At 65.9% G+C, this 12,510-nt stretch carries 13 protein-coding genes; 7 read left to right on the top strand and 6 right to left on the bottom strand.

Annotated features, from left to right (window positions below; genetic code table 11):
* Window positions 1–8 precede the first annotated feature (8 nt).
* Window positions 9–1,223, top strand: a complete 1,215-nt coding sequence (gene metC / locus CA833_RS21985) for a cystathionine beta-lyase (protein ID WP_370584586.1) — start codon at window positions 9–11, stop codon at window positions 1,221–1,223.
* Here metC and CA833_RS21980 read toward each other — a convergent pair.
* Together CA833_RS21980 and CA833_RS21975 are read right to left on the bottom strand one after the other, a co-directional pair.
* Entirely contained in the window at window positions 1,191–2,138 is a 948-nt protein-coding gene (locus CA833_RS21980) for a GGDEF domain-containing protein (protein WP_242526603.1), read from the bottom strand. The two genes, metC and CA833_RS21980, sit on opposite strands and share 33 nt — an antisense overlap.
* Before the next feature lie 292 nt (window positions 2,139–2,430).
* Window positions 2,431–3,138 carry a helix-turn-helix domain-containing protein gene (locus CA833_RS21975; protein WP_142638921.1) on the bottom strand — a complete coding sequence of 236 codons (708 nt, stop codon included), beginning with the start codon at window positions 3,136–3,138 and terminating at the stop codon, window positions 2,431–2,433.
* Window positions 3,139–3,709: 571 nt separating this feature from the next.
* Here CA833_RS21975 and cobA point away from each other — a divergent pair.
* Genes cobA through CA833_RS21950 form a run of 5 tightly spaced genes read left to right on the top strand, consistent with a single transcriptional unit; the run spans window position 3,710 to window position 7,684 of the window.
* Entirely contained in the window at window positions 3,710–4,483 is a 774-nt protein-coding gene (gene cobA, locus CA833_RS21970) for a uroporphyrinogen-III C-methyltransferase (RefSeq protein WP_142638922.1), read from the top strand.
* Window positions 4,480–4,776, top strand: coding sequence for a DUF2849 domain-containing protein (locus CA833_RS21965; protein WP_142638923.1), 297 nt, complete (start codon window positions 4,480–4,482; stop codon window positions 4,774–4,776). The genes cobA and CA833_RS21965 overlap by 4 nt, the downstream gene beginning before the upstream one ends.
* Window positions 4,776–6,410 (top strand): nitrite/sulfite reductase, encoded by a 1,635-nt coding sequence (locus CA833_RS21960; protein ID WP_207081203.1) that lies wholly within the window; start codon window positions 4,776–4,778, stop codon window positions 6,408–6,410. The genes CA833_RS21965 and CA833_RS21960 overlap by 1 nt, the downstream gene beginning before the upstream one ends.
* Window positions 6,403–6,834 carry a DUF934 domain-containing protein gene (locus CA833_RS21955; protein WP_142638925.1) on the top strand — a complete coding sequence of 144 codons (432 nt, stop codon included), beginning with the start codon at window positions 6,403–6,405 and terminating at the stop codon, window positions 6,832–6,834. The genes CA833_RS21960 and CA833_RS21955 overlap by 8 nt, the downstream gene beginning before the upstream one ends.
* 49 nt (window positions 6,835–6,883) lie before the next feature.
* Window positions 6,884–7,684, top strand: coding sequence for a phosphoadenylyl-sulfate reductase (locus CA833_RS21950; protein ID WP_142638926.1), 801 nt, complete (start codon window positions 6,884–6,886; stop codon window positions 7,682–7,684).
* A gap of 7 nt (window positions 7,685–7,691) precedes the next feature.
* Here CA833_RS21950 and CA833_RS21945 read toward each other — a convergent pair whose 3' ends face one another.
* The 3 genes from CA833_RS21945 to CA833_RS21935 form a co-directional block, all read right to left on the bottom strand.
* Window positions 7,692–8,519, bottom strand: a complete 828-nt coding sequence (locus tag CA833_RS21945) for a proline dehydrogenase (RefSeq protein ID WP_207081202.1) — start codon at window positions 8,517–8,519, stop codon at window positions 7,692–7,694.
* Complete coding sequence (locus CA833_RS21940; RefSeq protein WP_142638928.1) at window positions 8,516–9,655, bottom strand: GNAT family N-acetyltransferase; 1,140 nt, start codon at window positions 9,653–9,655, stop codon at window positions 8,516–8,518. The genes CA833_RS21945 and CA833_RS21940 overlap by 4 nt, the downstream gene beginning before the upstream one ends.
* Before the next feature lie 102 nt (window positions 9,656–9,757).
* The gene (locus CA833_RS21935; RefSeq protein ID WP_207081201.1) at window positions 9,758–10,522 is read right to left on the bottom strand and encodes a hypothetical protein; all 765 of its coding nucleotides are present in this window, start codon (window positions 10,520–10,522) and stop codon (window positions 9,758–9,760) included.
* Window positions 10,523–10,662: 140 nt separating this feature from the next.
* On the opposite strand from CA833_RS21935, the gene CA833_RS21930 reads away from it, so the two are divergent.
* Window positions 10,663–11,871 (top strand): MFS transporter, encoded by a 1,209-nt coding sequence (locus CA833_RS21930; RefSeq protein WP_142638929.1) that lies wholly within the window; start codon window positions 10,663–10,665, stop codon window positions 11,869–11,871.
* 16 nt (window positions 11,872–11,887) lie between these two features.
* Here CA833_RS21930 and CA833_RS21925 read toward each other — a convergent pair whose 3' ends face one another.
* The gene (locus CA833_RS21925) at window positions 11,888–12,436 is read right to left on the bottom strand and encodes a dihydrofolate reductase family protein (RefSeq protein WP_207081200.1); all 549 of its coding nucleotides are present in this window, start codon (window positions 12,434–12,436) and stop codon (window positions 11,888–11,890) included.
* Between the last annotated feature and the right edge of the window lie 74 nt (window positions 12,437–12,510).

The raw sequence follows: 12,510 nt of genomic DNA, 5'->3' as shown, positions 1-12,510 counted from the left end.
AGATTCCCTTGAGCGATTTCGAAAATATCGGCGACCTGTCCCCCGCAACCAAGCTCGTTGCCGGCGGGCGCCGCAAGGACTGGACCGGCGCGGTCGTCAATCCCCCGGTCTGGCGCGCCAGCACGCACCTCTACGAAAATACCGCCGCGCTGGCCGAAGGGCCGCGCCACAATGAGGACGGCCGCTTCTTCTACGGCCGCCGCGGCGCGCCGACGCAATGGGCGCTCTGCGATGCGCTCACCCAGCTCGAACCCGGCGCGGCAGGCACGGTGATCTACCCTTCGGGTGTTGCAGCCATCGTCGGTGTCATGCTCACCCTGCTGCGCCCCGGCGACGAACTGCTCATCACCGACAATGCCTATGACCCGACCCGTTCGATGGGCCTCGGCCTGCTGACCGACTTCGGCGTCACCACCCGGTTCTTCGATCCGCTCGACCTTTCCGCCTATGAGGCCGCCTTCACGACAAAGACCCGCGCGGTGATGCTGGAAGTGCCCGGCAGCCTGTCGATGGAAGTCTGCGACGTGCCCGCGCTGACCCGCATCGCCCGCGAAAAGGGCGCACTCTCGGTACTCGACAATACCTGGGCCAGCCCGCTCGGCTTCCAGGGACTGACCAAGGGCGCGGACGTCGTGGTGATGGCGCTGACCAAGCATGTCGGCGGCCATTCGGACCTGATGATGGGCTCGGCCAGCGCCGGGGCGGAACTCTACGGCAAGCTGCGTGAACGCGCCCAGCAACTCGGCAATATCGTCTCTCCCGACGATGCCGCGCTGGCACTGCGCGGCCTGCGCACGCTGGGCGTGCGCCTCAAGCAAGGCACCGAGACCGCCCTGAAGATCGCCCAGTTCCTGTCCCAGCGCCCCGAAGTCGCGCAAGTGCTCTGCCCGATGCTGCCGGGCGCCCCCGGGCATGACCTGTGGCGGCGCGATTTCACCGGCGGCAGCGGGCTGATGAGCGTGGTGTTCAAGGACGTGACGATGGCCCGTCGCAACCGCTTCGTCGATGCGCTGAAGCTGTTCGGGATCGGCTATTCATGGGGCGGCTTCGAAAGCCTGTGCATCCCCATCGCACCGGCTGGCTATCGCTCCATCATGCCCTGGCCGCCGGAAGCGGAAAATCCCGCCGACGTCTACGGCGTGCGCTTCTCCATCGGGCTGGAAGATGCCGGCGACCTTATCGCCGATATCTCACAGGCTCTGGAAGCGATGGGACAGGGCTGATCCGGAAAGAGCCGCGTCCGGCTGCATCTGCACCGCACGCGGCTTTTCCATCTCAAGCCGGTTGCGCCCTTTCGCCTTGGCGAAGAACAGCGCGAGTTCCGCGCGCTCGATCGTGCTGTCGAGACTGTCGCCGATCCGCGCGACACTGCCGCTGGCGGTGATCGCCATGCGACTTTCGCCTACGGTCTGCCGCAAGTCCGCCAGCGTCGCCACCACACGGCTGCAGATCGCCTGCGCCTGTTCCGGGCTGGTGCGCGGCAGCAGCACGGCGAAACGCTCCGAACCGATCCGCGAGATAAGGTCGTCGCTGCGCAGCATCTCGCGCAGCAGGTCGGCAAACACGCGCAGCACGTCGTCGCCGGTGTGCTGGCCGTACTTCATGTTGATGGTGCGGAAAAAATCGATCGAGAACATCGCCAGGCAGCCATCCATCTGCGTGTCGATCATGTGTTCGAGCATGGAGATGAAGGCCGCCCGGTTGGTCAGCCGGGTCAGCGGATCCGTGTAGGTCGCGGCGAACAGCTGGTCCTTCAGCACACGCTTCTCGTCGATGCTGCGCATTACCGCCAAGGCGCCATAGACCACGCCTGCATCATCGAGCAGCGCCCGCGCCTGCAATTCGTACCAGGTATCGCGCTCGTCAGGGCTGATCGCGGGAAATTCGACCCAGTTGCCGGTCTGCGCACCGGCGAGTGCCGCGTCGAGCGCCTCGGCCACTGCGGCGCGCGCAGAATCCGAGACGACATCCAGCAAGTGCGGGCCGGTGACGGCCGGATCGATACGCACCCCGAGCCGCGCAATACCGGACGAGGCCTGCACGATGCAGCCCTGCAGATCGGTCTTGAGAATGATATCCGAGGTCGTCTCGGCCAGCAGGCCGAAAAGTGTCCACGACTCCCGGAATGTGAATTCCATTCCCATACTCAAAAGTGCCCCAGTGCCATTGGGCCGCGAAACGACCCCAAGGAACAAGCAGCCATCAGAGTGAGCCGACCAGCAGATACACACCCATAAAAATGAGTTGATACACCCACCATTCGAACGCCCCCGCAACGACCCGAACAACGCCTTAACTGAAAGGCGGATTAGCTCTGTTATTCAACCTTTATAGAAATAAATTCTTGTTATTCCGATATTTACCATCAACATTTCAAGCCAGCCAGAGAATTTGCGGGCACCGCCGGACGGATGCCCGCAATGCCCCCGGTCACAGTTCAATCATGATGCGGATCTTGTCCGGCGTGGTTTCCACCGCTGCCGCGATCTGCTCGCGGCAACGCGCGATGAGCTCGGGCAGACCCGCCACGGTTCGTCCCGGGCGCAGATCCGCAATATTGACGCCCAATTCGCGGGCGATGGCCTCAAGCCGCTCCTCGATCGGACGGGCACGGCCCTGCTCCCAGGCCCAGACCGTGGGCTTGCTGACACCCAGACGGGCCGCGAGTTCGCCTTGCGTGAAGCCGCGCTCCTTGCGCAGGCGATGCAACCGCTCGCCCAGGCTTTCGCCGCCGATGGCCGCAGGCGCATTACCGGATGTCTCGCCCGCGCCGGACTGATCGCCCAGCGCTATGCCCGGCTGCACGGCACTGCGCAGTTGCGCCGCGCTCAGTGCCGATTTCGGCAGGATCCGGTCGAACGCGCAGCCGTAGAGGTTGCCGCTGGTCCAGATCACCCGAGCCGGCGTCTGCCCCGCTTCGGGCAGTTCGAGCTCGATCGTGTCTCCCACGGCCAGCGCCGTGGCGCTTTCAAGCAGGAGCCCGCTTTCGGAGAAGTTGTGGATGAGAACGGGCATTTCTGCCCCTGACGAACTGGCCCCCTGGGTCTCCAGCATCAGCTTGCGACGAGGCGCACGGGCGCGATCGCCGACGAATGCGGCAGCCTCGGGGTTAACTTCGAAATGTGCCTCGATGGGCATTGCGCATTCTCCAGGAGGCAGAAAATCCCCTCCCTGGGTTAAGATTCGGTTAGCGCGCCGACTAATACCCTCCCTATCCGGAGCGACCCGATCTGCTCGGCCCGGCCGAATTGGAGCGCCAACCCGTTCGATCCACCCACGACAGCGACATCTGGAAAAATGTCGTAACCCACAGTGGATGTATACGCAGAACGGGTCAGGTCGAGAAGTCCGTTAAGACCTCCGATACGACCAATGCGTTCGTATCCACGCCATGTTCATCGATGCGAAGATCAATTCCGCATCAAAAGCGGCTTCAATTACTACGGATAGCCATCCGCCTTTCCTCGAATCATCGTCACTCACCCCTCACCATGCCGTCACGAACCGGTCACGACACGGCGCACATAGTTAATAATAGCAGATGCCGCGGCTTAACGTGCACAAACGCCCCGACAAAACGCACGAAACCCGAAATTCCGGCCAAAACCGGACAAAATCGCGCTCCGCCCATATCCCTAAAACCCTCCCTTTCTGCCTGCAAAGCCATTCTGGCTGGTATCCCCGGTCTTGCGGTATCATGTGCGCCATCATGCAAGCGAATCCCGCCTCTCCCGGACGAGTCTTCCTGGTCGGCGCCGGCCCCGGCGATCCCGATCTGCTTACCCTGCGCGCCGCGCGGCTGGTGATGAACGCCGCGCTGATCGTGCACGACGGGCTGGTCGATCCGGCGATCCTGTCGATGGCGCGCCCCTCCGCGCGCCTGATCTCGGTGGCCAAGGCCCGCTCGCGTCACACCATGAAGCAGGAGGAGATCAACGCCCTCCTCGTGCGCGAGGCGCTGGCCGGCCATGACGTCGTGCGCCTGAAGGGCGGCGATCCCTTCGTGTTCGGCCGCGGGGGCGAGGAAGCCGAAGCCTGCCGCGCCGCCGGCGTTCCGGTGGAAGTCGTGCCCGGCATCTCGTCCGCGCTGGGCGCCGCCGCCGCCGCGCAGATCCCGCTGACGCACCGCGACCATGCCTCGATCGTCAGCTTCGTGGCGGGCCAGTGCAAGGGCCTGACCGATCAGGACTGGTCGGGCCTTGCCGGCAAGGGCCGGACGCTGGTGATCTTCATGGGCCTTGCGACCGCCGCCCAGATCACCGAAAAGCTGATCGCCGACGGCCTGACCCCCGAGGTTCCCGTCGCGGTGATCGAAAAGGCCACGCGCGGCGACATGCGCGTACTGCGCGCGTCGCTTGCGGGACTTGCAGAGCTTGTTGAGCGGGAACGGGTGGCCAGCCCCGCGCTCATCGTCATCGGTGCTGTCACCGCGCAGCCCGACACCATCGTAAGCGCAACAGCGCTGGAGGCAGTACAACAGTGAAGATCCTGACGGGCAACGACCTCAAGACCGGGGCGGTCATCTGGTGGACCGGCGTAAGCTGGTCGCTGGATGTCAACGATTCCGCCGATGTCGGCGACCATGGCGCCGCCCTTGCCGCGCGTGAGGAAGGGGCCCGCAATGTCGTCGGCGCCTATGTCGTCGACGGTGCGAAGACCGAAGAAGGCGTCCGCCCCGCCCATATCAAGGAGCGCATCCGCGCCCTCGGGCCGACCGTCCGCCTCGACCTGACGCTGAAGCCCTCCGACCCCGCAGCCGCAGACTGGGTAATCTGATGTACAAGTACGACGAATACGACCAGCAGATGGTCGATACGCGCGTCGCGGAATTCCGCGACCAGGTGCGCCGCCGCCTTGCCGGCGACCTGACCGAAGACCAGTTCAAGCCGCTGCGCCTGCAGAACGGCCTCTACCTCCAGCTTCACGCCTACATGCTGCGCGTCGCGGTGCCCTATGGCACGCTGAATTCCGCGCAGATGACGCTGCTGGGCGATATCGCGGACAAGTATGACCGCGGCTACGGCCACTTCACCACCCGCCAGAACATCCAGTACAACTGGATCAAGCTGGAAGACACGCCCGACATCCTGGCCGAACTCGCCAAGGTGGAGATGCATGCCATCCAGACCAGCGGCAACTGCATCCGCAACATCTCGTCCGACCAGTATGCGGGCGCGGCTGCGGAAGAAATCGTCGATCCGCGCCCTTATGCCGAACTGCTGCGCCAGTGGTCCAGCTTCCACCCGGAATTCCTGGTGCTGCCGCGCAAGTTCAAGATCGCCGTCATCGCCTCGGAAACCGACCGCGCAGCGATGCGCCTGCACGACATCGGCATCAAGATGGTGAAGAACGACGCCGGCGAGATCGGCGCCCGGTTCTACGCCGGCGGCGGCATGGGCCGAACCCCGATGATCGCCCCGCTGATCCGGGACTTCGTGCCGCTGGACCAGCTGATCACGTATGCCGAGGCCTGCCTGCGCGTCTACAACCGCTATGGCCGCCGCGACAACAAGTACAAGGCGCGCATCAAGATCCTCGTCCACGAACTGGGCCGTGACGAATACGTCCGCCAGGTCGAGGAAGAATTCGCGCACCTGCTGACCCAGCCGATCGAGCCGCCGCTGGCCGAGCTGGAGCGGATCAAGACGCACTTCGTCGATCCCGGCTTCGAAGCCGGCGCTTCGGACGATCTGGACCTGACCGATCCCGACTTCCGCCTCTGGGTGGAACGCAACACGCATCCCCACAAGCAGGCGGGCTACGTGATCGCCACGGTTTCGCTGAAGCCCGTGGGCGGCATCCCCGGTGACGCCAGCGCCGACCAGATCCGCCTGATGGCGCAGCTGGCCAAGGACTACAGCTTCGACGAACTGCGCGTGACCCACGCCCAGAACATCGTCTTCCCGCACGTGAAGAAGGCCGACCTCTACACCGTGTGGCAGGCGCTGGACGAAGCGGGCCTTGCCACCGCCAATCTCGACACCGTGGGCGACATCATCGCCTGCCCCGGCCTCGACTATTGCGCGCTGGCCAATGCCCGCTCGATCCCGGTGGCCCAGAAGATCTCCGAGCGCTTCGGCAGTGCCGAGCGTCAGGCCGAGATCGGCGAGCTGAAGCTGAAGATTTCCGGCTGCATCAATGCCTGCGGCCACCACCACGCGGGCCACATCGGCATCCTCGGCGTCGACAAGAAGGGTCTGGAAAACTACCAGCTCCTGCTCGGCGGCAGCGAGGGCGCGGATACCTCGCTCGGCCAGATCACCGGCCCCGGTTTCACCGAGGACGGCGTGGTCGATGCCATCGAAAAGGCCACGCAGGTCTATCTCGCCAACAAGCAGGGCGAGGAACGCTTCCTCGACACCTATCGCCGTATCGGCATGGCTCCGTTCAAGGAAGCGATCTATGGTTGAAGTCCAATTCCGCTTCCGTGAAGACGAAGCCGTCAACGATCCGGCGGTGACCGTCGATGCCTTCGCCGCGCAGACCAACGCCACCGCCGTGCGCATCGAGCCGGGCGACGATGCGCGCGACCTGCTGCCGCATCTGGACCGTCTCTCGCTGGTGGAAGTCAGCTTCCCGGCCTGGACCGACGGACGCGGTTACTCCTCCGCCCGTATCCTGCGCGAAGCGGGCTACCAGGGCGAGATGCGCGCCGTGGGCGATCTCGTGATCGACATGCTCCATCACCTCAAGCGCTGCGGCTTCGATGCCTTCGCGCCCGACAAGGCGCTCAACGATCAGGACGCCCGCACCGCGTTCGACCGTTGGGAAAACGTCTACCAGGCCACCGCCGTTGACGGTCGCCCGGCGATCTGGGCCAAGCGCCACGGCTGATTTTCCGCTCCAGAGCAACCGGAAAACCGCCGTCAAAAGGGACCACCCGATGACTCATACCGAAGTGACCCGTATCCGCGACCGCATCGACACCGGTCCTCGTTTCGACGAGGCCGATGCCGTGCGGCTCAACCGCCTGTTCCGCGGCACCGACACGAGCGAGATGCTCGAGACGCTGCTCAAGGAAGGCATGGCGGGCGACGTCACGACGGTATCGAGCTTCGGCGCCGAAAGCGCGGTGCTGCTGCACCTGCTGGCCGCGGTCGACCCTTCCGTGCCGGTGCTGTTTCTGGAGACCGGAAAGCACTTTCCCGAGACGCTCGCCTACCGGGACCTGCTGGTCGAGCGTCTCGGCCTGACCAACCTCATCAACCTCGTCCCCGACGCTGCGGAACTGGCGAAGAAGGACGAGAACGGGCTGCGCTGGTCCTACGACCCCGACGGTTGCTGCGAGATCCGCAAGGTCAAGCCGCTGGAAAAGGCGCTGCTGGGTTACGACGCCTCGTTCACCGGTCGCAAGGCCTTCCAGAACTCGGCCCGCGCCACGCTGCCCCGCTTCGAGATCGACACCAGCGACACGCAGGGCCGCCTCAAGATCAACCCCCTGATCGACTGGTCGCCCGAGCGCCTCGCCGCCTATATCGCCGAGCACGACCTGCCGCCGCACCCGCTGGTGGCACAGGGCTATCCCTCGATCGGCTGCATGCCCTGCACGAGCAAGGTCGCACCCGGCGAAGACCCGCGTTCGGGCCGCTGGCGCGGGTTCGACAAGACCGAGTGCGGCATCCACGTCGCCCTCCCGTCAGACCGCACCGGCCAGAGCGCTCCCGAATTCGATCTGGATCTCTGACCCAGCCTCAACCGAGGCGATCGGCAACCCACCACTTCGGCAGGTAGGGACGCTCGATCAGCTTCTCGGCGGCATAGGGCCACCAGCCGGGGCCGAATGGCCAATAGAGCCGTACCGGCACGCCGAGCCGCGCCGCGACCGCGGTGCTGCGCTTCATCGGCAAGCCGCGCAATTGCTCCAGTTCGCAAGGCGTTCCCGAGGGTTTCAGGATCTCCAGCGCGGCGCGGGCAAGCGCCGGATCGTGCGTGGCGACACCCACCGGCGCCTTGCGGCCCGCGAGCATGCGCACGAGATTGAGGTAAGCCTGCCCCGGTTCGCCGGCGTCCCCCTCGGGGTCGAGCCACTCGCCCTTGACCAGGCGGAGACGCACCGGCGTTTCGCGCAGCCGTTCGGCATCGGCAAGGCTGCGCCGCCAGCGCACGGGCAGCGCGGCGCCGCTGGCGCCGTAGGCCTGGGCCATCCACTCGACCAGATCCAGCGTCGGCCCGGCCTGAACGTGGGTGAGCGCATCAAACACCACCGTCATGCCCGCCGATGCCGCGGGACTGGCCACGGCGCGCAGCAGGTCCTTGTCGAAATGCAGCGGCGATGCCTTGATGGCAAGGCACGTACCGGGAGCCCCTTCGCCCAGCGCCGCGGACAACGCTTCACCGGCTGCGATGATGCCCTCTGGCTCTCCGTCCCATGCCGGGAAATAACTGAGCGTGGCAGCCATGCCGCGCGCTTGAAGGGCAAGCGCCGCCCTCGCCGCCGCAGCCGCGTCCGGCGCGGGCGCCAGCGCCTCGACCGTGCGCGACAATCCGGTGCGCAGCCTTGTGCCCAGTCCTGCGCTCATGCGGGAACCCTGCGTCCCGGTCGCCGCTGCCACACCCAGTTGCCCGCCTCCGCCACCAGCGCGGCGAGGCCGTGGAGATTGAACGGATAGGTCTGCAACCGGAGACAGGCGATCGCTTCCCGCGTCCACCCCTCGATGATCCAGGGCTCCACTTCACCCAGCAGCTCGATGCCGAGCAGTCCGCGCGCGGTGGCATCGCTCAGCGCGTGAAGCATCAGCAGGTTGCCGGGCGAAACCCGAGAGAACGCACGGTCGAAACCGATCTTGAACAGCCAGTAGCGCTGCTGGAACTCCACCGCGAGCTGTGTCGCGACAGCCTTGCCGTCGATCCGCATGAAGGCGATGCGGCAGGCCCCTTCATCGCTGGCGCGGCCCAGAAAATCGCGAAAGAACGCCGCCTTCACCGGATCGCACGCCAATGCCGTGCCGGCATCGCCCTTCCAGCCGCGACGCTCTATTTCCATGGCCTCGTCGAACAGCGTGCCGAATTGCTCTCGCGAGGGCGCGTGCAGCTCGAACGTGACCGCCCCTTCGGCGTCCGCCTTGCGCCGGGCACGGCGAAAGTCGGAACGCCGCCCGGCATTGAAGCGGGTTTCGGGGTCGCCGCCACCGGGCTCGATCGCGATCGTCGGGCAGCCGGTGGCCGGCCGGATCACCAGCACGCCCCTGCCCTTCATCGCCGCCCGCAGCGCGCCGACCAGCAGCGAATCCTCCGGGATGCGTTCCAACCGCAAGGGGCGCCGCAGCCGCGCAAGTTCGCGGCCCAAGGCCGCGACCGCCGCCCCGTCACGGTAGAGGGCGTCCACCGGCTCGTAGACCTGGCGTTCCCCGGCGGCATGCCAGCGCGACATCCATCCACGACGGCGGCAGAGCGGCAGCAGCGCGACCGTACGCCCGTGATCGCGCACCCGGGCAAGCAGGCCAACGCGCCCTGCCAGCATCGTCACACGCAAGGCTTCGTGAAACGCGAGAAGCTGTGAAGGCAACCGCGCGTGCCGTTCCAGCCCCCGCCAGTCCTCGTCGGCGACGCCGGAAACCTGGCGGGAACGCGCGCCGTTTACCGACTTTGCAAGGCCGGACAGCGCCCCCAGCAATGCTTCGCCCACTCCTTCGGCCACCGATGCATCGTGACGCATGGCCTCGTTCCCCTCGCGGCTATGTCGCAGCCCTCGAAGAGAATAGCGCAAATCTGCTTATCCGAAGTTAAAATCTGCGCAACCTCCCGTCCTTGTCCCGGATCAGCGGGGATGCCTGCCCGCACGCTGCGGCAGGACCGCCACCATGACCACGATGGCGCAGGCGAGGAGAGAACTTGCCCAGGGTCGACTGAGGTCCAGCCCGCCATGCGCAAGCGGCTTGTCGAGGAAATCGCCCAGCGTCGCCCCCAGCGGCCGGGTCAGGACAAAGGCCGCCCAGAACAGCAGCACCGGGCTTACCGGCGAACACCTGCGCAGCACCTCCAGCGCCGCCAGCGATCCGCCGAACAGCGCGGCGCCGCCAAGATAGCCCAGCCCGCCGTCATCGGCCGCCCAGTCTCCCAGCGCGGTCCCCAGGGTTTGCGAAAAGGTGATCGTGATCCAGTAGAACCACTCCGCCCGCGCCGAGACGATGCTTTCGACCGCGATCGTCCCCGTCACGTGCTTCCAGGTCAGCAGCGATGCCATGACCAGCGCCCCCAGCAGCAACGAGCCGCCGAGATAGCCGATCCCCAGCGAGCGCGTCGCGAAATCGGCCATCGTCGTCCCGGCCGTGGTCGAAGCGATGATGGTCGCCCAGTAGAGCCAGCGGATGAACCCTCGCGCGCGCACCTGCAGCAGCACCAGCACGACCAGCGGCACCACAAAGACAAGGCTGCTGAGCAGGTATCCCATGTCGCAGGTCATCGACAGCGTATCGCCGCCGGTCTCACCCAGCGTTGTTGCAAAAATCTTGATGATCCAGAAGCCAAGCGTGACCTCGGGAACCTTGCTGAGGACCGTGCCGGCCTGATTTTCCTGCTTCATATCCTGGAGGACGTAACCGGGCTCCCGCTCCCCCAGTTGCAAGCCGCGAATTTTCAGGTGCAAAAAACGCACACACATCATCCCTTGGCTTTGCGCCGGGCTCCACTAAGTGCCAAATGCCCCCAATATTGCAGTGCAACATGACCGATCAGCTTAACAAGACCGTCCATACTCACCCTGCCCTCGTCACCTTTGCGCTGGCGATGGGTGCCTTCGCGATCGGGACCACCGAATTCGCGGCGATGAGCCTCGTGCCCTATTTCGCGCGCGACCTGCACCTGACCGAGCCGCAGGCAGGCCACGCGATCAGCGCCTATGCGCTGGGCGTCTTTGTCGGCGCGCCGATCATCGCCGTGCTGGCCGCCAGGATGGGCCGACGGGCATTGCTGATCGGGCTGATGGCGCTGTTTGCGCTGGGCAACGGGCTTTCGGCGCTGGCACCGAGCTACCCGATGCTGATCGCGTTCCGGTTCCTTTCCGGACTGCCGCACGGCGCCTACTTCGGCGTCGCCGCGCTGGTGGCGGCCTCGATGGTGGCGGAGAACCGCCGCGCCCAGGCCGTGGCCATGGTCATGTCCGGATTGACTGTCGCCACCATCATCGGGGTGCCGGCCGCCAATTGGCTGGGGCAGGCGCTGGGCTGGCGCGCGGGCTTTGCGGTGGTTTCGGTGCTGGCGCTGATGACGATGGCATCGGTCGCGCTGTTCGCTCCCCATCAGCCGCCCGCCGCAGGCGCCAGCGCCGCGCGCGAACTCAGCGCGCTGCGCCGCCCGCAAGTGCTGCTGACGCTGCTGACCGGCGCCATCGGCTTTGGCGGGCTCTTCGCGGTCTATACGTATGTTGCCTCGACGATGATCGAAGTTACCAAGGTGTCGGAAGGGCTCGTCCCGGTTGTGCTTGCGGTATTCGGGGTGGGCATGACCGTGGGCAACCTGTTCTGGGCCTGGGCCGCGGACCGCGCACAGAGCCGTGCCGCCATCGGCGCCCTGCTGTTCAGCGCCTTCAGCCTTGCCCTGTTCCCCTTCGCCGCGGGAAGCCTGTGGTCGCTGATCCCGGTGATCCTGATGGTCGGTTTCTCCGGCGGGCTCGGCACGATCCTCCAGACCCGCCTGATGGACGTGGCCGGCGAGGCGCAGGCGCTTGCCGCCGCCGCGCACCACAGCGCCTTCAACTTCGCCAACGCGCTGGGGCCGTGGCTGGGCGGCCTGGCCATCTCGGCAGGGTGGGGGCTTACCTCCACCGGCTGGATCGGCGCGGGCCTGTCGCTCGGCGGTCTGGCAATCTTCCTGCTGACGCTGGTGCATCACAAGCGGGGGGTGGAACTCGACGCGGTGCCCGCCTGCGCCTGAAACCGTTGCTGCCCGATCAGGCCTGGCAGCGCCGCTCCAGCCGCATGTGGACGGCGCTGGGGGTATTCTCCATCTCGGACACAAAATAGTCCGCGAAAGGCATGTCCTCGTCGAACAGAGGAGCGCCCCTGCCAAGCGTGCGCGCCATGACGTGGAGCCAGATCTCGTCGGTCCTGCCGGTGCTGAGCGCAGCAGTCACCGTGCGGGCGCCACCGATGACCAGCACCGCCTTGTCCCCCGCCTCGCACTCGGCCGCCGCCAGCGCCGAGGCAAAATCAGGCAGAAAATGAAAGCGCAGCCGCGCATTTTCGCGCGGGGCGGGCACCGGAACGCGCTCGGTCACCACGAAGATCGGTACCTGAAGCTCGTAGTTGTCGGCATACCAGTCCGGCTCGCCGGCGGCGGCAAAGGCCTTTGCGCTCATGACCACGGCCCCGCAGGACTGCGACAGACGCGCCACCATGCGAGCGCGGCGCTGCGCATCGATGGGAAAAACGCTGACGCCTTCGGCATCGACCCAATAGCCGTCGATGCTCGTGGCGGCCTCTACGATCATCCTGCCCATAGGTATTTCTCCGCTAGACACCATACTCCTGTGGTGGCTCGCCGCCTACTTGTGAAGAATGCCCATATCCGGAA

The sequence above is a fragment of the Novosphingobium sp. KA1 genome, from assembly GCF_017309955.1.
Lineage (GTDB): Bacteria > Pseudomonadota > Alphaproteobacteria > Sphingomonadales > Sphingomonadaceae > Novosphingobium.
Note: the sequence above shows the minus strand (reverse complement) of the source record. Positions and strands in the feature narration are given on the sequence as shown.

Excerpts from the sequence above, each read along its gene's own strand:
- CA833_RS21925 (WP_207081200.1), bottom strand. The coding sequence starts at position 12,436 with ATGGGCAGGATGATCGTAGAGGCCGCCACGAGCATCGACGGCTATTGG.
- CA833_RS21960 (WP_207081203.1), top strand. The coding sequence starts at position 4,776 with ATGTACAAGTACGACGAATACGACCAGCAGATGGTCGATACGCGCGTC.
- CA833_RS21950 (WP_142638926.1), top strand. The coding sequence starts at position 6,884 with ATGACTCATACCGAAGTGACCCGTATCCGCGACCGCATCGACACCGGT.
- CA833_RS21935 (WP_207081201.1), bottom strand. The coding sequence starts at position 10,522 with ATGAAGCAGGAAAATCAGGCCGGCACGGTCCTCAGCAAGGTTCCCGAG.
- cobA (WP_142638922.1), top strand. The coding sequence starts at position 3,710 with ATGCAAGCGAATCCCGCCTCTCCCGGACGAGTCTTCCTGGTCGGCGCC.
- CA833_RS21945 (WP_207081202.1), bottom strand. The coding sequence starts at position 8,519 with ATGAGCGCAGGACTGGGCACAAGGCTGCGCACCGGATTGTCGCGCACG.
- CA833_RS21980 (WP_242526603.1), bottom strand. The coding sequence starts at position 2,138 with ATGGAATTCACATTCCGGGAGTCGTGGACACTTTTCGGCCTGCTGGCC.
- CA833_RS21930 (WP_142638929.1), top strand. The coding sequence starts at position 10,663 with ATGACCGATCAGCTTAACAAGACCGTCCATACTCACCCTGCCCTCGTC.
- CA833_RS21975 (WP_142638921.1), bottom strand. The coding sequence starts at position 3,138 with ATGCCCATCGAGGCACATTTCGAAGTTAACCCCGAGGCTGCCGCATTC.
- CA833_RS21940 (WP_142638928.1), bottom strand. The coding sequence starts at position 9,655 with ATGCGTCACGATGCATCGGTGGCCGAAGGAGTGGGCGAAGCATTGCTG.
- CA833_RS21955 (WP_142638925.1), top strand. The coding sequence starts at position 6,403 with ATGGTTGAAGTCCAATTCCGCTTCCGTGAAGACGAAGCCGTCAACGAT.